The organism is Agaribacter marinus, assembly GCF_030160655.1.
Lineage (GTDB): Bacteria > Pseudomonadota > Gammaproteobacteria > Enterobacterales > Alteromonadaceae > Glaciecola > Glaciecola marina.
This window is the reverse complement of record NZ_BSOT01000006.1, coordinates 283,586-309,565: the sequence shown is the minus strand read 5'-3', so window position 1 is coordinate 309,565 and position 25,980 is coordinate 283,586. Positions and strand designations below refer to the sequence as shown.

General features: G+C 41.8%; 23 protein-coding genes and 1 riboswitch. Of the genes, 6 read left to right on the top strand and 17 right to left on the bottom strand.

All coding sequences use genetic code 11. The features are described 5' to 3' along the window. Nucleotides 1-15: 15 nt before the first annotated feature. From QQK00_RS12245 to QQK00_RS12230, 4 genes are read right to left on the bottom strand one after another with little or no spacing between them, the layout of a single operon-like run. Nucleotides 16-726: an urea amidolyase associated protein UAAP1 gene (locus tag QQK00_RS12245; protein WP_284217867.1), complete on the bottom strand. Its 711-nt coding sequence runs from the start codon at nt 724-726 to the stop codon at nt 16-18. Further along, nucleotides 723-1,505: an ABC transporter ATP-binding protein gene (locus tag QQK00_RS12240; RefSeq protein ID WP_284217866.1), complete on the bottom strand. Its 783-nt coding sequence runs from the start codon at nt 1,503-1,505 to the stop codon at nt 723-725. The genes QQK00_RS12245 and QQK00_RS12240 overlap by 4 nt, the downstream gene beginning before the upstream one ends. After that, nucleotides 1,502-2,323, bottom strand: a complete 822-nt coding sequence (locus tag QQK00_RS12235; protein ID WP_284217865.1) for an ABC transporter permease — start codon at nt 2,321-2,323, stop codon at nt 1,502-1,504. Before QQK00_RS12235 ends, QQK00_RS12240 begins: the two co-directional genes overlap by 4 nt. 41 nt (nt 2,324-2,364) lie before the next feature. After that, nucleotides 2,365-3,399 (bottom strand): putative urea ABC transporter substrate-binding protein, encoded by a 1,035-nt coding sequence (locus tag QQK00_RS12230; RefSeq protein ID WP_284217864.1) that lies wholly within the window; start codon nt 3,397-3,399, stop codon nt 2,365-2,367. A gap of 53 nt (nt 3,400-3,452) precedes the next feature. After that, nucleotides 3,453-3,594: riboswitch (guanidine-I (ykkC/yxkD leader) on the bottom strand. A 263-nt stretch (nt 3,595-3,857) separates the two neighbouring features. On the opposite strand from QQK00_RS12230, the gene QQK00_RS12225 reads away from it, so the two are divergent. Then, nucleotides 3,858-4,751 carry a LysR family transcriptional regulator gene (locus QQK00_RS12225; RefSeq protein ID WP_284217863.1) on the top strand — a complete coding sequence of 298 codons (894 nt, stop codon included), beginning with the start codon at nt 3,858-3,860 and terminating at the stop codon, nt 4,749-4,751. Between the two features lie 99 nt (nt 4,752-4,850). Further along, nucleotides 4,851-5,189 carry a hypothetical protein gene (locus tag QQK00_RS12220; protein ID WP_284217862.1) on the top strand — a complete coding sequence of 113 codons (339 nt, stop codon included), beginning with the start codon at nt 4,851-4,853 and terminating at the stop codon, nt 5,187-5,189. Between the two features lie 16 nt (nt 5,190-5,205). Here QQK00_RS12220 and QQK00_RS12215 read toward each other — a convergent pair whose 3' ends face one another. Beyond that, the gene (locus QQK00_RS12215) at nt 5,206-6,423 is read right to left on the bottom strand and encodes an Nramp family divalent metal transporter (RefSeq protein WP_284217861.1); all 1,218 of its coding nucleotides are present in this window, start codon (nt 6,421-6,423) and stop codon (nt 5,206-5,208) included. Between the two features lie 153 nt (nt 6,424-6,576). On the opposite strand from QQK00_RS12215, the gene QQK00_RS12210 reads away from it, so the two are divergent. Both QQK00_RS12210 and QQK00_RS12205 read left to right on the top strand, forming a co-directional pair. Beyond that, nucleotides 6,577-7,443 carry a type 2 periplasmic-binding domain-containing protein gene (locus QQK00_RS12210; protein WP_284217860.1) on the top strand — a complete coding sequence of 289 codons (867 nt, stop codon included), beginning with the start codon at nt 6,577-6,579 and terminating at the stop codon, nt 7,441-7,443. Nucleotides 7,444-7,620: 177 nt separating this feature from the next. After that, entirely contained in the window at nt 7,621-9,819 is a 2,199-nt protein-coding gene (locus tag QQK00_RS12205) for a TonB-dependent siderophore receptor (RefSeq protein ID WP_284217859.1), read from the top strand. Nucleotides 9,820-9,930: 111 nt separating this feature from the next. On the opposite strand, the gene QQK00_RS12200 is transcribed toward QQK00_RS12205, so the two are convergent. From QQK00_RS12200 to QQK00_RS12160, 9 genes are all read right to left on the bottom strand, one after another. Continuing rightward, nucleotides 9,931-11,184, bottom strand: coding sequence for a DUF3526 domain-containing protein (locus QQK00_RS12200; protein ID WP_284217858.1), 1,254 nt, complete (start codon nt 11,182-11,184; stop codon nt 9,931-9,933). After that, nucleotides 11,181-12,632, bottom strand: coding sequence for an ABC transporter permease (locus QQK00_RS12195; RefSeq protein WP_284217857.1), 1,452 nt, complete (start codon nt 12,630-12,632; stop codon nt 11,181-11,183). The genes QQK00_RS12200 and QQK00_RS12195 overlap by 4 nt, the downstream gene beginning before the upstream one ends. Continuing rightward, nucleotides 12,629-13,366 (bottom strand): ABC transporter ATP-binding protein, encoded by a 738-nt coding sequence (locus QQK00_RS12190; RefSeq protein WP_284217856.1) that lies wholly within the window; start codon nt 13,364-13,366, stop codon nt 12,629-12,631. Before QQK00_RS12190 ends, QQK00_RS12195 begins: the two co-directional genes overlap by 4 nt. A 137-nt stretch (nt 13,367-13,503) precedes the next feature. Further along, nucleotides 13,504-14,742 carry a serine hydrolase domain-containing protein gene (locus QQK00_RS12185; RefSeq protein WP_284217855.1) on the bottom strand — a complete coding sequence of 413 codons (1,239 nt, stop codon included), beginning with the start codon at nt 14,740-14,742 and terminating at the stop codon, nt 13,504-13,506. 214 nt (nt 14,743-14,956) lie between these two features. Further along, a complete protein-coding gene (locus QQK00_RS12180; RefSeq protein WP_284217854.1) occupies nt 14,957-15,364 on the bottom strand; it encodes a VOC family protein in 408 nt (135 codons plus the stop codon). 71 nt (nt 15,365-15,435) lie between these two features. Then, nucleotides 15,436-15,855 (bottom strand): AraC family transcriptional regulator, encoded by a 420-nt coding sequence (locus QQK00_RS12175; RefSeq protein WP_284218311.1) that lies wholly within the window; start codon nt 15,853-15,855, stop codon nt 15,436-15,438. 46 nt (nt 15,856-15,901) lie between these two features. Then, nucleotides 15,902-17,134 carry a DUF6786 family protein gene (locus tag QQK00_RS12170; protein ID WP_284217853.1) on the bottom strand — a complete coding sequence of 411 codons (1,233 nt, stop codon included), beginning with the start codon at nt 17,132-17,134 and terminating at the stop codon, nt 15,902-15,904. Between the two features lie 182 nt (nt 17,135-17,316). Further along, nucleotides 17,317-17,883, bottom strand: coding sequence for a serine hydrolase domain-containing protein (locus QQK00_RS12165; RefSeq protein WP_284217852.1), 567 nt, complete (start codon nt 17,881-17,883; stop codon nt 17,317-17,319). Then, the gene (locus QQK00_RS12160) at nt 17,859-18,791 is read right to left on the bottom strand and encodes a serine hydrolase domain-containing protein (RefSeq protein WP_284217851.1); all 933 of its coding nucleotides are present in this window, start codon (nt 18,789-18,791) and stop codon (nt 17,859-17,861) included. The genes QQK00_RS12165 and QQK00_RS12160 overlap by 25 nt, the downstream gene beginning before the upstream one ends. Before the next feature lie 95 nt (nt 18,792-18,886). Between QQK00_RS12160 and QQK00_RS12155 the strand changes: the two genes are divergently transcribed. Then, nucleotides 18,887-20,956, top strand: coding sequence for a winged helix-turn-helix domain-containing protein (locus QQK00_RS12155; RefSeq protein WP_284217850.1), 2,070 nt, complete (start codon nt 18,887-18,889; stop codon nt 20,954-20,956). Nucleotides 20,957-21,070: 114 nt separating this feature from the next. Here the strand turns inward: QQK00_RS12155 and groL are convergent, their stop codons facing one another. From groL to QQK00_RS12140, 3 genes are all read right to left on the bottom strand, one after another. Beyond that, entirely contained in the window at nt 21,071-22,714 is a 1,644-nt protein-coding gene (gene groL / locus QQK00_RS12150; RefSeq protein WP_284217849.1) for a chaperonin GroEL, read from the bottom strand. Nucleotides 22,715-22,770: 56 nt separating this feature from the next. Beyond that, on the bottom strand, nt 22,771-23,061 hold the full coding sequence (locus QQK00_RS12145; RefSeq protein ID WP_284217848.1) for a co-chaperone GroES: 291 nt from the start codon (nt 23,059-23,061) through the stop codon (nt 22,771-22,773). A gap of 188 nt (nt 23,062-23,249) precedes the next feature. Further along, entirely contained in the window at nt 23,250-23,795 is a 546-nt protein-coding gene (locus tag QQK00_RS12140; RefSeq protein WP_284217847.1) for an FxsA family protein, read from the bottom strand. 220 nt (nt 23,796-24,015) lie between these two features. Here QQK00_RS12140 and QQK00_RS12135 point away from each other — a divergent pair, with 220 nt between their 5' ends. Then, complete coding sequence (locus QQK00_RS12135; RefSeq protein ID WP_284217846.1) at nt 24,016-25,857, top strand: protein-disulfide reductase DsbD; 1,842 nt, start codon at nt 24,016-24,018, stop codon at nt 25,855-25,857. The last annotated feature ends 123 nt before the right edge of the window (nt 25,858-25,980 follow it).

Sequence of the window (25,980 nt, the reverse complement as noted above, 5' to 3'; positions counted from 1 at the left end):
ATTCCTCACGCTACCTTATAACCCTAAGTGATATAGACGATTGTTCTCAAAACCACGTTGATTTTCACTACAACTGTTTTTACAAAAGTCGTCGTCTTGTATTGGTTCAGCGCGCGAAATTTGATATTCCACCTCTCCCAATGGATATTCCAGTGCTGGATTTAAGGGGTGAGGACAAGTATGCAACAAAACAAGCGTGTCCATTTCAAAACGCAGTTGAATAGCGTCATTTGCTTTCGATTGATTTGCAGCGTAAGTAAGTACGCCATCTTCGTTCGGCACAATTTTAGTAAACACATTCAAATTGGCTGCTAAGTCTTGTTTATTGAGTCCGTATTTTGCCGCTTCTACCAAGAAGGCATCATTTCCATTTTGATGCCAGTTATTCCGGTCGAGTTGATAGTCTCGTTTACCATATTTTGTGGCAACTGACACTGCATGGCTATTACCACATAAGGTATCGTGCCAACCAACACTATCCTCAACTATCGAACAAAAAATTCTGCCCATATCCGAATATAAACAATGCCCTTTTGTTAGCTTAAACGTATGTTGGCACTTTAGTGTGTCTGGCGCATTGTAACGCTCTAACAAATTTTCGGGATTGTAGAACAGCATGCCCACGTTGGCCCCACCATGCAGGTCAACCAACGTTAAACTCATCCCTCGTCGCATGCGCATCGACCAATGCTTACCACTGGCCAAAATATCTTTGTATAAAATCATTTATTCTTCTCATGCTGATTAATCTCAGCCACAATGTTGTTAATGTCAGCTGACTGCCCACCGGTATTCAATGCCAAATCATACGTTACTCGAGCGCCATACATATTTGGCGCATGCGGGTCATGACGCACTTTATCAAATACCCATAAACGAGAACCTAGCTCAAAGCCCTCTTTGATATCATGCGTGACCATAAAAATAGTGAGTTTATTCTTTTTCCAAATGTCTCGAATTAGTTGGTGCATATCGGCTCGAATACCCGGATCGAGCGCACCAAAAGGTTCATCTAACAGCAATATTTTGGGTGCTTTCATCAAGGCTTGTGCAATGGCTAGCCTTTGCTGCATACCGCCAGACAATTCATGAGGATACTTTTTCAATGCCGGCGTTAATCCTACGGCATCAATAAAGGCAAGCGCTTTTTCTTTGATTAATTTGCGTTTACTGCCTAACACCCAGCCAAGTATTTTAGCCTCCGTAAATTCGTCCGCTATCATGACATTTTGTAAAACATTTAAATGTGGAAACACTGAGTAGCGCTGAAAAACAATGCCTCGCTCTTCATCTGGCTCTTGCTTAAGCATGTTTCCCTCAAGCAATATTTGCCCTCGTGTCGCTTGCTCTTTTCCCAGTAACATATTTAAAAAGGTTGATTTACCGCAGCCTGATGCCCCAACCATGGAAACAAATTCGCCTTGCTCGACTGACAAATTAATACGCTCTAAAACTTGTACGTCGCCGTAAGATTTCCATAAATTGTTGATCGTCAAAAAACTCACTTCGCCTCTCCTTGATGAAACCAAGGAAAACAAAGCATGGACAGTTTCTTCAAGCTAAAGTCCATTGCAAACGCCAACGATGTAATCCAAATAACGTAAGGTAAAATGACATCCATCGACATATAGCGACGAACCAAAAAAATTCGGTAACCTAAACCCTCTTGCGCTGCAATGGCTTCGGCCGCAATAAGAAAGAGCCAAGCGGCACCTAACGTTAGCCTCACCGACGCAAGTAAACGCGGTAAAATCTGCGGAAGCACAACGCGAATAGCCACTAACCATGTAGACGCGCCCAAGGTCTGCGCCTTAATCAGTTGCTCACGGGGTAGCTGAGTCACTTGCGACTGCATATCTCGCATGATCACCGGGGCGGTGCCAATAATAATCAACATTACTTTGGCGAGTTCGTCGAGCCCAAAGGTAATAAACAATATCGGTAAAATCGCCATTGGAGGAATCAACGAAAGAATAGTGATGAATGGCGATAAGCCTGCTCTCACCATTGGCAACAAGCCATTTAGCATGCCAACAACAAGGCCTACGCATGCACTAATGCCAATACCCAAACCAATACGCCAAAGGCTTGCCGCACTGTCTTGCCAAAACAAATATTCACCGGTCCGTTTATTTTCGACAAACGCGTACCGTTCAACTGCAGCCGCTATTTGTGTAAAACTCGGCAGTAATTTATCGTTGGGATTTTCTGACAAACGTGCTTCTGATGCTAACCAATAAACGACCACCGCAATAACAAAAGGTAGCATTGTTAGAAACACTTTTACCACGGGTGAAGGCTCTATATTCATCAAACGTTTCATATCTTCACTCCCCAAAGCAAACTAGTTACCCAATGTTCAGCTTACAGTTTGCCGTCGGCCGCCATTTGCATGTAACTAGGATTGAAACGCAGTTGTATATTATTCTTGTCACCAACAATGCCAGCAGGTGTTTCTATACCAATAAACCCTGCATCTGGCGCACCATCGCCCAACAAGCCATGTTCGAACGAAAACTTCGCCACATATTCCATCGTTTTTGGTAACTGTTCACTTTTAGTGAAGGCTACCGCATCTTTTGCTTGGTAAAACATTTTTGTCGTTGAAAGCTGCGCTTCATACCCAGCAAGGTCTGTCCCAGATGCTTCTGCCATGTGCGTTAATACCGCTTTATCAGCTCGCATTTTTTGCATGATTTCATACCATGCCCCAGCCAAGGCCTTACCAAATTTAGGGTTCTCATTTAAGGTGTCGGTATTCACAACCATTAAGTCAATAATTTCGCCGGGAATGTCCGACGAGTCATATACCTTTGTTGCATTAGGTTGCGCGGTAATTTCAGATAACAAGGGATTCCATGTAGTGACGGCTGTTACACCTGCGGTAGAATATGCCGCAACCAAATCAGCATCTGACGTATTAACGACCTGAATGTCGCGTTCGGATAAGCCAACACTTTCTAAACCTCTTGCAAGCAAATAATGAGAGACACTTAGCTCTACTAAGTTAACTTTTTGGCCTTTAATGTCTGTTAATGCGCCTTTGTCCTTGAGCACTACACCATCATTACCATTAGAAAAATCACCAACGATGAGTGCTGTACTGTCAACAAAACTAGCTGAAGGGATGGTCAGTGCGTCCATATTGGTCATACTGCAACCGTCAAACTGACCCGCTGTATATTGATTAATAGACTCGATATAGTCGTTAATTTGTACGACATCAATTTCAATATCGTACTTGTCGGCCCACTTTTTAATAATGCCGGAACTATCACCATATTCCCAAGGCATCCAACCCACATAGATTGACCAGCAAATAGAAAATTTCTCTTTGGCAAGCAGTTGCTGAGAGGTTAGTAGCGTGATTAGCACCAGTAATAGTTTGATTTTGCGCATTTTTCATCTCCAATAATTACACGAATTAAGAGCACAAGAGGTTAAATTATTTGACCTCCCGGGCTTTTATCCCTCCGTGTAACCCTTGCAGATGCAAAATATATTCTAGGAATATATTAGCCAGGTTGATAACTCTCGGACCAGACATTACTTGTAATAAATCAACAACTAATCGGAACCCTAGATATCCTTTTGGCAAAATAACGTGAAACTATATATTAACGTCTTGTGCTAACTGTTTCTGCGTAGGTCGTTTTGCTGATGCAAAGTAAAGATATAGATACATGTAAACGCCTATCGTTAAAAACCACAACAACGCGTGATTTCTAGTATGTGTTTATTAAAACAATCGATCGTAAGTGTGTATACTGCTAATTTCACAGCAGAGCAGTGCAAATTTTGCATCACTATTTTACATTTGCTTTACTACCTCACCAAAACACAGTTTGGTATAGGCGATGAGACATTTACAAGATTACTTATTTTTTAAAACCATTGTTGAGGCTGGCTCAATAAGAAAAGCCGCTGAATCACTTACGATTACATCAACTGCCTTGAATCGACGTATTTTGGCGATTGAAGAAGACATCGGAGTGGAATTATTCGAACGCTTACCTAAAGGAGTGAGGTTGTCGTCAGCTGGGGAAATTTTTCTGCACCATGTTAGAGAACAACTTACCGACATCGAAAGAGTGAAAAGCCAAATTGCCGACTTGTCTGGAGAACGCAGGGGGCATGTCCGCATCGCTTGCAGTCAGGCCTTATTGACGGCATTCTTGCCCGCACAGATTTCAATTTACCGTGAAAAGCATCCTGGCGTCACATTCAGTGTTCAGAAAAAAGATCGAAAAGAGGCTGAAGAATCCTTACGTAATTTGAGTTCTGATATTGCACTGGTATTTGAGCCTGAATCGCTAGCTGACTTTCAGATCCTTTCTGTAAGCAAGCAACAAACGTATGCAATTATGTCAACCGAACACCCATTAGCCGGCAGACCGCAGTTAAAACTAAGCGATTGCCTTCAATATACGCTTGCGCTGCCAAGCAGTGACTATGGCATTCGGCGTATTTTAAACAGTAAGGCCAACCGAAGCGCCCAATCACTTAGTCCAGCGATTGAATCAGATAGCTTTGAGTTTTTGAGATACCTTGCGTTACATAAGCAATATATTACCTTTCAAATTTCCATTGGTTTACCGGAAGATTTATCTCAACTAAATATGACAGCGGTCCCTCTAAATACTAAAGATGTGCCTTATGGAATGCTATACCTTGGACAACGGAGTGGTCGAACACTGCCAGTCGCTGCAGCAAAATTTGCTCAGCAACTAGTGAATGAGTTGCAAGAATGAGTAGGTAAGCATTGCTTTTGTTCACTGTAACCCGCTAGAATTAGATGCCCGTTTTTTCACGCAGTATGTGATAAGCCAAACTCAGAGACCTTACCTATAATGACTCAAGATTTGCCTTTACCACTCTACAAAAAGCTAAGTGTGTTGTTTCGACTTGAACCAGGGTGTTTAGGGCCTGACGGTATGGAGCATATTGAAGCTTTCTGTACGTTTGCAAAAAATAAAGTGACTGTTTTACATTCTGATTTCGTTCGCTGGAAAGTCACACCTCGCTACGACAAATCCCTTCCAGAAACTGAGTATAAGACAAAAAGCAAACGCTTAGACCATGATAAAGCCGAAAAATATTTACAAATTTTTGGGCAAGACCTAGATACATTTGAAGAACAATTCCAAGAATTATTGGCTAACTTGATTGATGAATATCACGGCAGATGATTCGTTAAAGCGTGACTCAAAATACGCCAACGGACAACCCAATGAGTCTTGCACCAAGAACCGCGGTAAATAGCATTACGGCAAACCCCATTACATTTGATACAATGGTATTCGTGTAGCGACCAAGTACCGCCTTTTTATTCATAACATAAAGTAAAAATCCGGCAATGATTGGTAGTAATAACCCATTGGCAAATTGCGCAAGCAAAATGACGGTAATGGGTTTTATGCCAATAACCGCAATCAAAGTACCAACCACTGCAACCAATAAACTAGTATACTTAGCAATCATTTGTTTCTTCTCTGGTGCAAGCTGCAATAACCCTGAAATAGCAAACCCCGTGGCAAGTGGAGCGGTAATTGCACTACTTAAACCCGCGGCCAATAAGCCAAAACCAATTAACCATTGCGAATATTCACCAAATAGTGGCTCAAGCTGAATTGCCATATCTGTCGCGTTATTTACTTTGAGTCCTGCCGCAAACATACTGGCAGCCGCGGTAGAAACAATAAATATAGCCACAAGCCCGCCTAAGCTAATCGATAGCATCGTGTCAATACGAGCAGCTTTTAATTGAGCCTCTCCCTTGTATTTTTGTTTTGCCGCAGACGCATGTAAAAAGAGGTTGTAAGGCACGACGGTTGTACCAATAAGTGCCATGATTGTTAGCAAACTGCCTTTGGGCATATGTGGGACAAACATGCCACTAAATACACTTAACAACGCGGGTTGCACAACAAAAAAAGTGACAATAAACGCAATGCCCATGAGGCAAACCAAAGCTATTAGCACTTTTTCAATTTGCTTGTAGTTCCCTATAGTGAGTATGATAATCGAGGTAATCGCCAAGCCAAGAACGATGCCCTTGAAGCTCCCATCCGAGCTATCAAATATCGCTTGAGCACCCAGTGCTGCTCCCGTCAGGTTACCACCTTCGTATGCAGCATTTCCGACAAAAATTGCGATGCCCACGAGCACAAACATTGGCCACTTAAATGGAGAAGATTGAAATTCTTTAGCAAGTGCCTCGCCAAGACCTTGTTGCGCCACAGTACCAAGTCGAGCTGACATTTCTTGAAGTACCATTGTCGCAGCAGTAGCTAACACCAACGCCCACAACAAGGTGTAGCCAAAATTTGCCCCCGCAATAGTAGAGGTTGTAACAGTGCCAGGGCCGATAAACGCAGCAGCAACAATAATGCCTGGGCCTAAATTGCGTAACTTGTTGATCATGCATACCTCATATGATTGTTAGCTAATACTGGGGGGCGCTAACACTTTCAAGTGTTTACAGCGTCAATAGCCTAAAAGCATCACTAATTTGATTAGAAATTGTACATCGTATATTCTCTGATTAGAAATCCATATCTACGCTAAGGTTAATCAATGAAGTTGTTAGTCGCTGCCATCAGCACGCTTCTGTTAACCTCATATTTCTCCACAGTTTATGCAAAAGATCAAATTATCTTATGGCAACGCAATTATGAACGCCCTGCCTTTAGAGACTTTGTCATACTTGCAGCTCAAAAAACAAAAGCCGAGTACGGTGAATACGAAATCCTTCCGTCAGTCAACATGGAGCAAGGTAGGGCATTTTCAGACCTTATTCGGGGCAAAACATTAAACCTAGCAATAGCTGGTAGTAGCGAAGATAGAGAAGCGCAACACTTAACGATATATATTCCAATTGATCGGGGCTTATTGGGGTTTAAAATCTGCCTAATCACTGACGACAACCCTGGATTCTCAGGCATTGATACGGTAAAAGATTTTAACCAAAAGAACTTGTTAATTGGCGCTGGAACACATTGGCCTGACCGACGAATATATGAATTGAATGGGCTTCGTACCGTGCATTCATCTACTTATGAGCTTCTTTTTGAAATGCTAAAACGCAGGCGATTTGATTGTTTTTTACGAAGCTTAAATGAAATTGAGCCAGAAGCTATAAAATACGCACCAAAAGGCGTTGTCGCTGAAAAGCATGTTGCATTTGTATACCCTTACGCCGCCTTTATGTTTGTCAGCAAAACCACGCCTCGCTTAAAAGAACGCTTAGAAAAAGGACTTAAAATGGCGATTGAGGATAGATCTTTTTATGAGTTATTTGACAAACACTATTTAGACATCATGAAAAAATATGATTTCTATAACCGTAAACTCATTATTTTCCAACGCACGAATGCGAGTCCTAAAATACTAGACACCGTAAATCAGTATGGTATTGCCAGTTTTGTTGGTTTAAACCAATGATGCGAGAGAGCATGCAAGTACTTCCCCAATTTATTCAACTAAAGTTTTTACAGGCTTAAGCTCAGGACTACTTACTGCATAAGCCATTAATATTCATATTAAAAACCATGCCAACATTGCTAACAAATATACATGTGATAATATAACATTCACATAATTTTAAGACGTAAATCTACCATGGACAAACACAATTTCAAACGCGCGGCACTCGCCGTAGCGATGTCGGCAACCGCTTCTCTCGCTTTTGCAAACACACCCAATTCACCTTCAGACAATAATGCGAACCAAGACGTAGAAGTATTCGAAGTACTCGGTGAGCGTCGAGCCTACACGGGTAATTTTGCGCCACTTGAAACGCCGGCGGCCAATCAAGTCATCGACCTTCAAACGCTTAGTGATGCCGGAGTCTTGAGCTTAGATGATGCGCTCGACTTATCAGCTTCTGTCTCTCGTCAAAACAATTTTGGTGGCCTCTGGAATGCGTTTTCTATAAGAGGCTTTTCTGGGGATATTAACTTACCCAGTGGATTCCTTGTGAATGGGTTTAACGCTGGTAGAGGCTTTGGTGGTCCGCGTGATTTGGTTGGAATAGCATCAGTTGAAGTACTTAAAGGCCCACGCTCAGCATTGTTTGGGCGCGGAGAGCCAGGTGGTACAGTGAACCTAACCACAAAACGTCCCACCTATGAAAAAGGTGGGTATGTTAAAGCAAGCCTAGGTAGCTGGAGTCAATTGCGTGTTGAAGGCGATTATCAAGCAATACTCGATAAAAATGAAGACATTGGCTTGCGTCTCGTCGGATTTTATGAGGATGCAGAGAGTTTTAGGCCTGAGGTAGAAACCCAAAAACAAGGTTTTTATCCCTCGCTCAAATGGAGCATATCTGACCAAACCAATTTGACCTATGAACTCGAATATACGAGTCAAGAATTGCCATTCGACCGTGGTGTGGTGTATTCAGATGAATTTGGTTTTTCACCTCGCGATGTGTTTGTTGGTGAAGCTGTGCCAATCGAAACTGAAGTGCTTGGGCATCAACTCGAAGTACAACATGATTTCAATGACGAGTGGAGCTTTCTTGGTGGATTAGGGTATCGAGAAACAAGTTTAGAAGGTGATGCATTTGAACCGCAATTTGGTTCACGTCAAACGTACTTTAGAGATGGCGAAACAATATCGCGATTTTTCCGGTCACGAGATTTTGAATCAGATTACTTAGTACTCCGTGGTGAACTATCAGGCAGCATCTCAACTGGAAGCATTAAGCATCGTTTGATCATCGGTGCTGACTACGACAAATTCGATAACACACTGGTTATTGACCGTTATCGTTCCAGATTCAATGGTGATTTAGCAGCATTGACGCCTGATGATATCAGTACGCACCTGCTACTTAACATCAATAACCCGGTTTACGGAGTTAATCTTAATCCTGACCCAGGCGCGAACACTAATAGAAACGAAGAGCTAACGGGCTATGGTATTTATGTACAAGACCAACTAGAGCTAGGCGAAAACCTGCAAGTAAGACTCGGCTTACGCTATGATGATTTTGAGCAAGACCTCACAAACTTTTTGGCTTCTCCTGCTGATACAGTCACAACTGACGATAGTCGCGTTTCCCCTCAAGTAGGCGCGGTGTATTCCTTGAGTGAAGGCACAAGCTTATTTGCCTCATATGGAGAAGGGTATCGCCAACAAACAGGGCAAGATTTCGCTGGTAATCAATTTGCTCCTAACATAACTGAATCTACCGAAGTTGGCGTTAAAATTTCGCTTGATTCTGTATTTGAATCAGCTGAAGGTCTACTGAATGTTACTTTATTCCAAGTAAAACAAAGTAATTTTTTGGTTAACGACGACAGACCTGAAGCTACCGCAGTTGGGTTTTTCTCAATTGCCGCAGGTGAAGCTGAAAGCACAGGGCTAGAGGTAGATGCCAATATCGAGTTCGAAAATAGTACCAGCATTTGGTTTTCTTACGCATATACGGATGCAGAGTTTTTGAGTACCTTTGCTGATGTTGATGGTTTCGGCTTCACTATTAATGCTGGGGACCCACTCATTAATACGCCAGAACATCAAGCAAGCATACAAGCTGCTAAGGTTTACGATGTCGCAAGCACACAGTTAAGAGTGGGTGGCGGATTGCTATATGTTGGCGAACGAAATGGCTGGGTTGGTTCTGACTTCAATTTACCTAGTTATACAACCACCAGCGTGTTTACTGAAGCTGACTTTGGCAATAACGTAGTGCTCAGGCTTGATGTAGAAAATCTGTTTGATAAAACATTTTATACCAACTCTTATGCCAATGTTTGGGTAGAGCCTGGTACACCAAGAAGCGCTCGTATTACCGTCTCTTACAAGTTCTAAACTCCACTAAAGAAGCCCTTAATCTTCTCAATTAAGGGCTTTTAATTACCTATACAAATTATCTATACAATTACGTAACTCATCGTTCACGGTAATTGTGCTTCGTGAACTCTATTTGAATTGAGGCATGGATTCTAGCTTGTTTTTATCAAAGGTGTCTGACGAGAATAACTCCGGGTAATAAAACATGCGAAGCGCCTTGTGAAACTCGCGAATTTGATTTTCATACTCAAACGCCGCTTTCGCATCTGTGTCAGCGATACGTGTCATACTGCGTTGCAAGAGCAGAGGTGGCGATAACCACGACACATACTTCGCACTCTCGTATTTCGCCACTGATGCATGCCTGTATTGTACCGACAACGACCCTGCCGTTTGATCACCTACTTGCTGAAAGGCATAGTACCACCACCAATTGAAACCTCCAGACTGCAGCTCCTCGTAATAGTCGTACTCTGGGTGTTCAGCTAGAAAAGATGCCATTGTTGTGTCAATGGATAGATCCCATGCGTCATTTACCGCCTCTCGTTGCACCAACAGAATGTCACCGCCATCCGGGGATTCAATATGTTTGTTGATGGCGATATCACCCAAAATAGGTAATACAAATGCAAACAACACCCATATACCAATAAGGCTTGAGGCAATTTTGGGTGCACTACTGGAATGTCGCCCAAACCACAGACTAAGCAATGTCCAAAATATAAAATATGCAAAGCACATAAAGCTTACCAATAGAACATCAATAAACGCGGTATCACTTATCACCGCACCAACTACAAACGGCAACATAAAACAAACATAAAGCGAGATAAAACGCACCGCAGAACGAGCTCCCCAGAGCGCAAAAGACGATTTAGCAGTACTTACAATAAAATCATAACGTCCGTTATTACGTTCACTCGCCACTAAATCATGAAAAAGCAGAATAATAATTAATGGGGACAGTGCGCTTATCACAAATACAAAGTCAATTTTACCGATTTGCGCTAGTTCAGGGTTTTGCGCGTCGCTTTCGTAAATTTGCCCCTCCAAAGCAAGCATGCGAACACGATGCTTCCAAGGATAGATATCTCGTTCACCAAGGGCTGCAAAGGCTAAATTTGAGGGCGAAGCATACGTTAAATGAAAGGTGTAATAAGCCAATGAACCTGGATCGTCATATTTTTCTTGTGCTTCTGCTCTGTCGATTTCGTCTGCAGCTTTAAGCCGCTCAATAGTTGCGCGTTGCTGATTGACTTCGCTAATGCCAGTTACCACAGAAAAAACTGACACAAGCAGCCCACAAAGTAATAGTGCCAATACATATCGTTGAGACAGCATAAACTGCCACTCGCGCTTTATCTGAGCAATACTATACATCATAATGACTGCCTCCCTGCCAAGCGGATACCAAATGCTAAAATACCTAGCCATAGCGCTAGTTGTAAAAAGCTCGGAATGCTTCTATTTAAACGTGTTTCTGCAGCATCTGTCTCAAACGTAAAATCTTGGATCATCTGCCAGTTATCGGCACTTACTCGAGCCTTTTTCCACGCTTCCTCGCCTTTACTCCGATTAATATCATCGATGTAGCTCAACTGTTCAACGTGAACTTTATTTAACGATTGCACGAAGCTATAACGTAGCTCCTCAGCCTCTCGCAAAAAACGGTGATGGGTTTCAATACTAGACCCTGCGCTGATCATTGACAAAGAACGAATCGCCACCATTGGCGACAACCACCCAAAATAACGGGAAATCTGCGTTTGCGCCAATTCGTCTTGCATACTTTGCTCTGCAAAGCGATTCAATACATGGGTTAACTCTTCTTCAGAAGCACTAGCCACCATACCTCGGAAATTGACAGGCAAGTCTTCTACTTTGTCGACATTGTATTTTTCTAGCAGCGATGCCTTTAACTTTGCAAATGCAGGATCGTTAGCATTATGACCATCGCCGAGTGTGCGTAGCTCTGCTAAAACCGCAAAGTCGGTTTCTAACTTCCCGGATGAAGGTGATACCGTTGCAGCAGTTGTGCTTGCTATTCGCGGCATAGCAATACATAGCAAAATCCAAACAAAAGCAAGCGCTGTAAAGCTCTCACTGTTTTTCGAAAACAGACTAGAAAACAACAACACAATAAGTGCCCAAACTAGCAAGTAAAAAAAGTAAGCCAATAAAAAACCTACTACTACAATACCGCTTTCGCCTTGAGTAACGGCATACATGCCAGCAATGGCTAAAGGTACTAATATGAGCCCGACCACCGACAGCAAAGCCAAACCTTTGCCTAGTATAAGCGCATAAATTGACGTACCTTGTGAAAGAATAAACGACAGCGTTTGAGATTCTTTTTCTCGGCTCATCGAGCTATAAGCAATCAATATCAATAATAGTGGGGCAAGTACTTGCACAACGAAAGCAGGTGATAAGCTACCTAAACTAGTTAGGCCAGTGCCTTGCTTTTGGTCAGCAAACATCGCGCTATTTTGGCGATGCCCCTCTAAAAAGATAGAATTACCGGTGTACGCGTCAACCCCTGGGTCAAGAATACTCAAAGGCGAAGGTACTCTAAAAGCATAATGTCCATAGTGCACCATGCGATGCGGATGCCTATCGGGTTGGTCGACAAAGGTTTCTTCAGCGTTATTTTGCATAGAGGACCGTTGATGGCTAAGTTCATGCATATTTGCTAACGTGACAATGACCGATGATATTGTTAGCAGCAAACCAATGATCAACACAGACACCGCTATTTTGGAACGCACCCAATAACGCCATTCATCTTTTGCGACACTAAACACCGCATTAGTAGTCATGCCAACGCTCATGCGGTTTGCCTTTGTGCAAATGCAATATGCACTTGTTCGGTGTCAATACGACCGCCTTCAGGTGCCTCGTATTCACCCACTAGTTCACCATCGCGAAGTAAGCCAATGCGATCGGCCACCTGACACGCGCCGTATACATCGTGCGTTACCATCAAGATTGTCGCACCGTTTGCAGCTAAATCGCTGACAAGCTGGTTAAATTCGTCAATCGCCACGGGATCTAAACCAGATGTTGGTTCATCCAAGAAAAATATTGGTGCCTCGCGCAGTAAGGCCAAGGCAATTGCGGTTTTTTGTCGCATCCCCTTTGAATAGGTTTGAAGTTGCCGTTCACGCGCATTAGCTTGCAACGCAACTTTTTCAAACGCAGTGTCAATTTCAGCGTCTGTTTTTTTAATGTCAGCGAGCGATAAAAAATAGCTGACATTTTCGCGTGCCGTTAAATGTGGATACAAGGTCGCAGATTCAGGCAAATAAGCGGTTTTACTGCGCACCGAATCAAGCGCGGACGTGACTTCTTGCCCATCGATAACGGCATTTCCGCTAACAGGTTTATTAAATCCTAAAAATGTTTTTAAGGTTGTAGATTTACCCGCGCCGTTGCCACCAAGCAGCGCATATATCTCACCTGCGGCAACCTTGAAATTTAGATTTTTTAAAATGGTAGCATCTTTAATATCGACACAGAGGTCGCGAGCTTCGATGAGCGCTTTACTATTGTTGTTTTTGGTCACACTGAGGCCTTGATGTAATAATATAACGTATACATCCACTATGTTATATTATTACATTAGTGAGTTTCAATGTTTAATTATAAAAGAGAGGGAAAGCGCGCTAAAATAGCGCGGTATTGGCCAAGTAGCATTGTGTTTTAGATAAATGCTGGCAAAATTCTCTCCGCCACTAATTGCTGGGTCTTATCCTCACGCTCATGCGCAGTCACTACAATTATTAAGTCTAATGCGTCAACCAACATGATGTACACACCGCCGCCCCCTTGCGCTGACGTACTCACATATTGTTTATCGTCATAGGTTAAATCAGTGCCCCACCAAAAATATCCATATCCTTGATTAGATACATCTTTTCCACCACCATAGATGTCGTCATCGCCGGTATAAACTTGCCTACTGGTAGCTTCGGCGATATACGCTTCAGGGATTATTTGTTTACCTCTCCAGCGCCCTTTGTCCTGCGCTAAGATACCTAATTTGAGCATATCGCGTGATGTTAAACTAGCCTTCCAGCCAGCTGCTGGTAATCCGTTCGGTGCAGTACGCCAATCATAATTTGTAATCCCCATTTTGCCGAAAAGTTCGTTTTTTATAAAATTTTCTGCCGTGTCAGGTACCACCGACTCAATGATTTGCATTACTATCCCAGGGCCAGTGCCATAGCGAAAAGTCTGTGAGTCAGGCGTAATTGGTTCACTTTGTTCAAACATCGCTTGAACCTCTTTCTGGCCTTTAAACTCACTTGGATTTTCGCGTATATTCTTCCACTGTTCTTGGCTAAGCACGATACCCGTTGTCATCGTCAATGCATGTCGGAGTGTAATACTTTCCACGCCTTCAACAAACTTAGCTGGGTCTAATTCACTCAAAAAACTATACACAGGTTTGTCTAAATCTGCCATGCTTAAATAACCTAACTGAATTGCACGACCAAGAGCTAAACCAGTATAAGTTTTGGTTGCTGAGGACTGTGGATGCGATAAATCAACACGACCGCGCTTGTAGTAAGATTCGAATACTAATTTACCATTGTGGGCGATAAGTAAACTGTCATAGTTCCCATGTTTGCCTTTAAATATTTCCTTTGCGAGCGTAAATAAAATATCTTTATTGCTTTCACTTGTATTTAACTTACCTACTGGAATTCCATCTTTCATATCAGAGGGTGTTGCGTCAACGTATGCTTTTTCTAGTTCGGGAATATCCGTAAAAGACAGTCCAATCTCGGGCATGCCCCAATGTTTAATTTTTGCTTCTTCAGGTGTTGCAGTTGGTGCAGAGCTATTGTCTGCGACTGCGCTTAATGCCGAAACGCCGCCAAAAACAACGAAAACAACAACCACTAGTGAATTTTTAAGATGTGAATTGATAGCCATGTTTATCCCTTATATATGTTTGAACTTAGTATGGCGTTGCTTAGTAACACCACAAACTGCTACCAACATACTGGTAAGGATTAAAAACACATGAAAAAAGGCTGATTTATTACTGATTTTTGTATGATTTGAGTTGTTGTTTTTTGTAATCTCAATGTCTTAAGCAGGACGCAGCTTGCGACGTCCTGCTAGCTCTAGTTGTTACATTATACTTTTACCTTTGAACTAAGCTAAACCAGTTCCCAGAGTTGTCTACACCCATAGCTTCGACGCCATAAAGCTGTTTTGTAGGAGGCTGCATAAATTCCACGCCTTTCGCCACAAGCTCTTCGTAGGTTTTTTGGCAATTTTCAGTTTCGAAAACGCCCGCTCCAAAAGCGCCCTCTTCGATTAAACTTCGTATTTTTTCGGCAGAATCTTTGGTGAACATAGGTCCCTCTTTTGGCTCTGCCAATACCAGTTGGAGTTGTGAATTAGATTTCGGATGTACTGTTAGCCATCGAAAGCCGCCTTCCACTTTCATGTCATCACCAACCTCGAAACCGAGCTTGTTTTTATAAAAATCAAGCGCTTCGTCCTGATTAAGTACATATATTGTTGCATGTGCTATGGATGTGATCATCTCTATATTCTCAGTTGTTAATTCATTTGTATTTTATAGGACTAATCAAAACAGTATTTCTCCAATATTGCTCAATTAGCCAATTTACCCAAAAAATGGTAGGCATAACATGCCGGTATAGCTTGCGAAGGAAAACGGTATACTTCAGTAGACAAACTCCAAAGCTTACGACGATATAAAGTAGGCGCCATACCCACTTGTTTTAAAAACAATGAAGAAAAACTACCTAGGCTTATGTAACCCACTTTTTCGCAAACTTCTGAGACATTCCAATTTTCTGTAATGAGCATTCTCTTGGCTTTTTCGACTCTAAGCCGAATCAAGAATTCGTTAGGCGTTTCTCCATACGTGTCCTTGAAAACGCGCAAAAAATGATACGGGGACATACATGAGCACTTAGCTATGTCGGATAAACTGAGCGGTGCTTGATAATTATCAGCAATATAATCTCTGCCAGCATTCAATTTTTTCAATTTGTAATTTGTAGTCATCACTAGCAATATACCCCGAGCTTAATAAAACCAAAACTACCTGTATTCATCCATCCTCACCAAAACGAAGAACATCCAACAATTTAACACCCAACACCTTCTCACTGATAGCGTCAAGCTCCTCTACCGAACCAAAAAAATGAGAAACCTGCTGTGTATGTTGAATAGATTCACCTTTCTTTAACGCTCTCATAGGTGCCGCACTTTCTAACTCAAAGAAAGCAGGTTTAGCAAGTATGCTCCCATCATTAGCGCCATGGTTATAGGCATTGCTGACATCGCCCAATACGCCTTTTGTTGCAACTTCTTCGAGCGAAATAGGATAGGTATTATTTTTGTGTAGCGAAAATTTAACAATTGTTAAGCGCCTTAAAGATGAAGAATAAGCAGCGATTACATTTTTACTAATGTTTGCAGGTATACCAATTTTGCTTCGGTAACGCCCATCCGTTTTATACAAGATTGCTTGCCTCACTTGGCGTAGCCTTTTTTCATTCAGCGGATACAAATATTGATTCACTTGTTTTTCGGCATTTAGCTCATTTGCGATCGTTGTCGGGAAAATAGATACCATATCATCTGTTCCCTGATACATCGCCATCGACCAAATAGTAATTAGTCCATTGCTTGCGCGCCAATCTTTACCAATATTCATCAATGCATTGTCTGCAGTAAACGATACCCAACTTATTGCATCTGATAATGTAATCCCTAAACTATTTTCTACCTCTGCTTTTGTCCTTAATGTAACTTTTCGCGTTAGCTGGGTGGAAAAGTGGCTACCTTGAAAGTTCTCGAAAAATAGCTTTTTTTGAAAGGTAATTGAGTCACGACCTTGTTTAATGATTGGATAATTTTGCTCAAGTAAAGCATGTGGTACTCGCCAGTTTTCACCGCTCATTTTGGTACCAACAGGATAATAAAGCGAATATTTTGAGCCAATTGGCGCAATCCACGTGCGATCTTCGCCACCGCCACTTTTGCCTTGTTCCAAGGCGTGCTTGTCTATCCATCCATTGCTTAAACCATTCAATCCTTGAGCCGTACTCGTCATCACCCGTCCTTGATGCTTAGGCGAAACAACAATTTTTTGCTGCCCATTATTACTTTCTAACACGATAGGATTGTCATGTTTATTCAAAAACTCAATGGCTTGAACATAGCTCTCGGCGCAAACACTATTGCTAATTAGGAAAATAGAGAGCGCCATAAGATATGCGTTCGTTTTTTGGTAAGCAGCCTTATGCAAACTTGAAAATAATGGTGGCAAGGATGGCATCTGCAATTTTCCTGCGAGTAAACGTTATGAACCGTGTTCATTTACCTTTCCATATTTAGTCGAGCGCATCAACATTAAATGTCACTCAACCTAAGAAAGTAAGTTCTACTTTCCAGACGTCTAGCGTCTTATTTGCCGGAACCACCTTTTTCACAATAAACAATGACGCCGTATTAAAAGCTTTATTGTTTACTGTATCCACGTTGGTTGTACAAATAAATTTCATGCTTTCCTGCAACGTCGGTAAAACTAATCTCAACGCCGGTTTCTTCATGTACATAAATGTTTTTACTTTTGACACCAGTTAAGGGATAAATATCGCCATTTGGAAACTTAATGGCTATACCATCAGCCATATCAACTCCAATAATGTCAACTTTCCAACCAGAGTCAAAATAATACGTACCGACGAAATTTGACGCTTCATCGATACTGACTGTGCGTTTGTTTAGTCGTTTAGTTTTAAAGTCTGGCCACTCATACACAAACGATGCTGCCCTTATCATTTCCATGCCAACGCCAAAACCCATATCCGAATTTGCCATAAATACTGCGCCGTTACCTGTTTCTGGATACATTACCATTAGGCAACGATAACCAACATTGCCTCCACCATGCTGAAACATAAAGTCGCGACCTTGCCCGTTGACGACAAAAGTCATGGCTGGCTGTCCACCGAATTGCGCCGCTAGATCTTTTTCAGGCATCACTGGGGATAGCATCGCTAGGGCAGATGCTCTGGATAACAACTGGCTTTCTCCTTTATATGCCTGCCCACTTCAATGGCTAACGTTGCCAAATCTGTAGGGGTAGACCACAAACCTGCTGCCGCTTGTTCAGGATGTAACCGCCATCCGCCTTTGATTTGTTTACCCAAATTATCGTGCCCTAGAGCAACTTGTTTACCATCTATATATGGGTAATTCATATCGAATGAGCTATTTTTCATACCCACTGTCGATAACACCCAATCATCCATGATTTTTTCAAAGGGTTGTTTGAAAATATCGCTAAGCGTTATTTCAACTAATGTATAACCTGCCCCTGAGTAACGAATTGTTGTGTCAGGCGCAGATTCAATAGTAACAGGCTTATTTTTTGCGGGATGAACGCCATTAAACGTTTGAACATCGGAGGGTATGTTTTCGCCCTTTTCGTAGCCCATATAGCCCCCTTCACTTAAACCCGATGAATGATTGAGTAAATTTTTAAACGTGACTGGCGATTCTTGGTTTTGTTTTCCGGACGGTAGAGCGCTTGAGAACAAATATTCTTCAATATTTTTATCAATATTAACAACCCCTTTGTCTCGCATTCTCATAACGCCGAATGCGGTCGCTGGTTTTGCAATAGATGCAGCCTGAAACACCGTTATCGGCGTAACAGCTTCTTGTGATGAAACTGAGACAGAGCCATATCCCGCAACCCAAGATATTTTCCCACTTTTAATCAACGCGAAACTAAGACCCGGTACTTTATAACGTAAAAGCCTTTCCTCGACTGTGAAAGTCTTATCGTGACCAAAACTAACAGGTAACCGTAGTCCGTTTTCAACCAATGATTGTTGCGTTACCGAAATCGATTTTTTTTCAACACCGCTGTTAGCCTTTGATAAACCGCAACTTAACACCAACAATATGAACAAAATTTGCTTCATGTGTTTCTCTTTAATATGACTAGAATTTGATGCTTCAATGATTGCTAAAGCTAATCCTAAAAACATGATTTTTCGGTGACTTTTTATGACCATTGGTGACCTTTAATAGTGTTTGTGATAGTTTTGTTTTCTGCGATCAAACACAGTTGTTGTCTACAGAAAACAACGAACAACAGCTCGAACCCATCTTAGTAGAATTGCTATCTTACTTTTGTCATCATCCTGACAAAATCATTAGTAGGGACGAACTAATAGAGTCGGTTTGGCTTGGGCGCATAGTAAGTGATAACGCTGTTAACCGCGCTATCACTAAACTCAGAAAGTGCTTAGGTGACAGCCCTAAACCTCCAAAATTCATTGCTACTTTTCCTAAAAAGGGCTACAAATTTATCGCTGACGTCGAGAGAATCACTCAGTATGGTGAGATTCGCACGACACGTCGAACAAGCGAGAATACTTATTCGAAACCGAAACTCACAAAAAACAGACTATTCAAATTCAGCTTTGTTATTCCCTTTATCGTTATTAGCCTTGTGTTGTTTTGGATTATGGCAAACGATGACAAGCCTGCGCTGTTACCACAGCTAAAGCCTCTTACTCGCGCAAGTGGCCAAGAATGGAGCCCCTCTGTTTCTCCAGACCAAAAATACTTAATGTTTGTAGAAGTACTCGCCAACAAAATGTATTTATATATTAAGCAACTTTCTGATGGACAAAAAATAGAAGTTAAGCCAAGTGATGATCCAAACGCTTGGGTCGGACCTGCAAGCTGGAGCCCTGATGGTAGCAATATTGTTTATTTAGTGGCGACCAAAAACTACTGCCGCTACTACACCCAATCATTTGATCAACTACGACTTGGTAAACCCAAACTTATTTATAGTTGCCCAGCAGGAAGTTATGGAAAAATTGCTTATACTCATTCTAATGAACAACTAATATTTGCTGAACGTCTAACCGCTAATGCGCCATATGTGCTATTTGAATTTGATCTTACAACTGGTACTAAGCGGAGATTAAATCAACCACCTTTGATTCTTGGCGGCAATATATCTTTCGATTTGCACCCAAGAAAAAACCGATTGTTGATTTCATCTCCTGACGAAAAAATTTGGGAGGGATTCTATTCAATTGACCTTGATACAGATGAACTTTCACTTTTATTCAAGCTTGATAGCTATATATGTTGCGGGATTTGGGAGCATTCTGGCGAACGTATCGTACTTATGGGTGATCACCCAGCAACGCAACTTATTAGTTATGATCTACAAGGCCAAGATAAGACCGTTTTCTACAGCGGTTCCCAAAGGCTATATCCACCAGAAAGACATCCAAACGGACTAGATTACCTTTTGTCTGCAGGCAAGAGTAATCTTGATGTTAAAGTCTTTCCCTTTAATTCGTCTGACAGTCACCATATTGTAAATACTTCGGTTGACGATAGATTGGCCATAGCCAACCCAGTAGATCTGCGAGTTGCTTTCGTTGGACTTGCCAGTGGCAACGAAGAAATTTGGATATCCGACAGTACTGGAAAACATCAAAGGCAGCTTACACACTTTGACGATCAGCGGCATTACGTAGATTTAAGTTGGTCACCAAATGGAAAACTTCTTGCTGGGCTCACATTAAATGAGATTCATCTATACGATATAACTCTCGCTAAAGAGAATGTGTTGCCTCTACCCCAAGCAGAAATACGTGCAATGTCTTTTAAAGACAATCGGACGATCGCCTTTAGCGTTAAACAAAACGATAAATGGATCGCAAAACGATACAACATCGAAACACTCGAGGTTTCAAATTTTGACAATCGATGGCAATTTATTCATTTCGATGCGAATGAAGAGGATACTTTGTGGATAGACCAAGAAAACAAAATATACGCCGGTGCTTCTGCAAATCCGATATCCATATCTGGATTTGATAAATTTGAGCTGATGCATGGAAGAAACTTTAATTTAAGAAAGTTCGGGAACAGTTGGTATTGGCAAAAATGGGACAATAACCAATATCAGTTATATGAAATGAATGAAAATGGTACTGAGCCCAAGCCTATATTGCGGTCAGATCACGAGCACTTTGATGTCTTCTCAGAAGGCATCATTTTCCACAGTGCGGAACAGCCCCACACTGACATATTTCAAACTGTGCTACAAAAATAATTTTACCGCCTGTCATAGCTTCGAAGTAACTCACAAAAAACCCGCAACTCAGAAAGTTGCGGGCTTCAATATTTTTGCATTGCAAAAAGACTCAATGCATTGTGATGGAGTGGCTTACATCATGCCGCCCATTCCACCCATGCCGCCCATATCAGGCATTGCAGGTGCTGGCGCTTCGTCTTGTGGTAAATCGGCTACCATTGCTTCGGTAGTGATCATCAAGCTAGCGATTGACGCAGCGAATTGAAGCGCAGAACGCGTTACTTTAGTTGGGTCAAGAATACCCATTTCTAGCATGTCGCCGTATGTATCGTTGCCCGCATTAAAGCCGAAGTTACCTTCGCCGTTCTTGATTGCATTAGTTACAACAGATGCTTCTGCACCAGCGTTAGTAGAAATCTGACGTAAAGGTGCTTCCATCGCACGAAGTAACAAGTTTACGCCGTGTGTTTGGTCTTCGTTATCACCTGTTAATCCAGCAATTTTAGCTGCAGTACGTACAAGTGCAACACCACCACCAGGGACAACGCCTTCTTCTACTGCCGCGCGAGTTGCATGCAATGCATCTTCAACACGTGCTTTTTTCTCTTTCATTTCAACTTCAGTCGCAGCGCCTACTTTGATAACTGCAACACCACCCGCTAGTTTAGCCAGACGTTCTTGAAGTTTTTCTTTGTCGTAGTCAGAGCTAGATTCTTCGATTTGACCACGAATTTGTGAGCAACGACCTTCAATAGCATCTTGGTCACCAGCGCCATCAACAACCGTAGTGTTGTCTTTGCTGATAACAACGCGCTTAGCAGTACCTAGGTCTTCTAATTGCACTTTTTCAAGCTCTAGACCAATCTCTTCAGAAATTACTGTACCACCAGTAAGTGTCGCGATGTCTTGTAGCATTGCTTTACGACGGTCACCAAAACCTGGTGCTTTAACCGCAGCAACTTTAACGATACCGCGCATGTTGTTTACAACAAGCGTCGCAAGTGCTTCACCTTCAACATCTTCAGCAATAATAAGTAAAGGCTTAGAGGCCTTTGCTACTGCTTCAAGCGTTGGTAGTAATTCACGAATGTTAGACACTTTTTTGTCTACTAACAAAATGAATGGGCTGTCTAGCTCAACAGAACCATTTTCTTGATTAGTCATAAAGTAAGGTGACAAGTAACCACGGTCAAACTGCATACCTTCAACGACTTCTAATTCGTTTTGCAGTGCTTGGCCTTCTTCTACGGTAATAACACCTTCTTTACCTACTTTGTCCATTGCATCGGCAATAATTTGACCAACTTCAGCATCGGAGTTTGCAGAGATAGTACCTACTTGAGCGATAGCTTTACTATCAGAACACTCAGTAGATAATGTTTTAAGCTCTTCAACAGCAGCAATTACTGCTTTGTCGATACCGCGCTTAAGATCCATTGGGTTCATACCAGCGGCGACTGATTTAAGGCCTTCAGTAACAATTGCTTGCGCAAGTACAGTTGCAGTAGTCGTACCGTCACCCGCTTCATCATTTGCTTTAGACGCGACTTCTTTTACCATTTGTGCGCCCATGTTTTCGAACTTATCGTCTAGCTCGATCTCTTTTGCAACAGACACACCATCTTTAGTAATGGTTGGAGCACCAAATGATTTATCTAGTACTACGTTACGGCCTTTAGGGCCTAGGGTAACTTTTACTGCGTTAGCTAATACATTAACGCCTTTTAGCATTTTTGTGCGAGCGTCGTCGCCAAAACGTACTTCTTTAGCTGCCATGTGTTTTTTCCTCTAATTTGATTAATTGCTCAAACTTGATGAGTTAAATTGGTTTATTACTCAACGATTGCAAGAATGTCGCTTTCGCTTAGGATAAGCACTTCTTCACCGTCTAATTTGTCAGTTTTAACGCCGTAACCGTCGTTGAAAATCACCGTGTCACCCACTTTTACATCAAGTGCTTGCACATTACCGTTTTCAAGTACACGGCCATTGCCTACAGCAATAACGCTACCGCGAGTAGATTTTTCTGCTGCAGAACCGGTAAGTACGATGCCACCTGCAGACTTGCTTTCAACTTCTTCGCGCTTAATGATGACGCGATCGTGTAAAGGACGAATTGCCATTTTCAAATCTCCTGAAAATTCCAATTTACATTATGGTTTAAGTAATCACTTATTCTTGCTGCTCATACAGAACATTAAAAACAAGTATGAAATCGTTATGATGCAAGCTAAGTGGGGGTCGTAGAAATAAACTCAAGGGTTGGATTTAAATTTTTTATATTTTTTTTATAAGTTATTCATCACACAATTTATTCGAGCCGGGGCTTATTGTCGTTGTCTGTTTTATCAACATATTCACCATCAAACACCGTGCCTTGAGCTCCGTCTGAGTTTTGCTGGCTATTTGCATTAAATGACTCCGCATTAGCGCTATCATGCTGACTGCGATTTCCAGTGCCATGCATATTAAAGTAAAAACCACTGCTACCCGTTTTTTGTTGCCTATGCATCAAATGTTTTACAACTGATGCGGCAATCATTGCGCGAGAAAAAGGTAGGGTAAAAAGTAGGCCAATACCATCAGTAATAAACCCAGGTGTCACCAATAGCACACCAGCAATAAGTAAAAGTATCCCTTCACTTAACTCTTTACCGGGCATTTCGCCTGCCGCTGTTTTTGCTTGCACCGTTTGCAAGGTTGATAAGCCTTCCCGTTTAACAAAATAGGCACCAAAAAATGCCGTGACTAGTACTAAAAAGAAGGTATTCCAACCGCCAATGCCATCAGAAACCGACATCAATAACATAATTTCGGAAATTGGTAATACAGCAAAAAGTAAAAAAAGAATGAGCAAAATCGCCTCCAGTGTTCGAAATATATACATTGGGATTTTTTATTCACTTTCAATCCAGTGCAATAAAAAGATAGTATCTACACTCTTGTTAGGGTTTGATGCATTACGAAGTGCCTAGCACGAAATTTTTTGACCATTGATTGGGTCACTTGTGTAATCAATTTGTGCGTAACACAGCACAATATCAATATTAGACAGCAATATCAGTAGAAGGCAAACCATGGGCGTTACACAAGCAGTATCTCGCACAAGCAAACAGTTAGCTGCATTCACTTTTGCATTTTTCGTTATCTTAAGTGGTATTACAAGTGCCAATAATGCGCGTGCACAGTTAACGCCAGAATCTTTATTTTCTGATTCACCTACTTTTTTGAAAGTTGACGAAGCCTTCATGCTTGATTTCGAACAACGCGAAGACAAGCTTATCGTTAAATGGACAATTGCCAATGGTTACTATTTATACAAGAAGCAGTTTAAGACAAAAGCAAAAGGTGCCGAAATTGGCGAAGCGTCATATCAAAAAGGGGTAGAAATTGAAGATGAGTTTTTCGGCATTTCTGAAGTATTCTTCGACAACACCGAAATTGTTTACCCCATCAAACACGCGAATAAAGACAGCGTTATCAGTTTGCGTTTTCAAGGCTGTGCAGAAGCGGGGCTTTGCTACCCGCCGACAACCAAAGTCATATATTTAGACGCCGTAGGAGAGTCCACTAACACCTCTGTTAGCGCAGAATCAGACGGAACGCGAGTAAAATCACAACAATTTACGCTTGCTGATCAACTTTTGTCAGATCAAAGCCTTGCCATTAGCTTAGGACTCCTTTTACTCCTTGGCATTGGTTTGGCATTTACGCCATGTGTTTATCCAATGTACCCAATTATTTCGAGTATTGTTATTGGTAAAGGCAAAGAACAGGTATCGCTCGTGAATGCCTTTGTTCTCTCATTTGTGTATGTTCAAGGGATGGCAATTACATACAGTATTCTTGGCCTAATTGTGGCGTCCGCTGGCGTGCAGTTTCAGGCGATGCTTCAACATCCGGTGCTTCTTGGTATTTTCATCATTCTATTTGTACTGTTATCGCTCGCCATGTTCGGCTTATATGAAATCCAGTTACCCAGCAAATGGCAAGAAAGACTTAACAGTCTTAGCAATAACCAAAAACGCGGAAATTTAGTCGGCGTGTTTTTTATGGGCGTGATTTCGGGGCTTGTCGCATCTCCTTGCACAACGGCACCGCTGACTGCAGTGTTGTTAGTAGTTGCGCAATCAGAGTCATTGGTTTTTGGATTTAGTGCCTTATACGCGCTATCTCTTGGTATGGGAATTCCACTGATATTGTTTGCCATGACGGGTGGAAAACTGCTGCCAAAAGCAGGCCAATGGATGAACGTTATCAAAATTGTATTTGGCTTTATGATGCTAACTGTAGCCATCCTCTTTATTGAAAGAATTTTTGTTGCCGACTGGACCACACTGCTTTGGTCAGCACTCAGTTTAGGCTTATTTGGTTACCTTTACGTGGTTAACCAGGAAACATCAGCGTCATTTGCAAAAGGTATTCGCAGTATTGTTGTTATCGCGGGTTTGGTTTATGCAACAATATATGCACTACAAAGTATTGAGCGGAATACTGCACTTAACACTGGCTTGTTTTCTTATGCTAGTAGCGAACACGACAAAGCAGCACACCCAGAATTTGTTGTAGTTAAAGACCTCAAAGATTTCGAGCAAAAGCTTGCTGACGCGAATGCACAAGGTAAATCAGTTATGGTAGATTTATATGCCGATTGGTGCGTTGCCTGTAAGGAATTTGAAAAATACACATTTCCAGACCCGCAAGTAGTCGATGCTTTGAAAGACACCGTCTGGATGCAAATTGATTTGACCGACAATACACCGACCAATTTAGCTTTTCAGGAAAAGTTTAATGTATTGGGGCTCCCCACTATATTGTTTTTTAATGTAAACGGCGGCGAAGTAGCGCAAGCGCGTGTAACGGGTTTTATGAAAGCTGCCCCCTTTGCTGAACATGTCAAACTAACGCTAAAAAATTAATCGAATCTTATTCGCAACTAGACTGTTCATGAATAATGCTCTCGGTAACGTGGCCGAATGCAAAAAAATTAAACTTTTGTCTAATTAAGTCTAAACTTTTAGTGAACCCCTACGATAACTTCT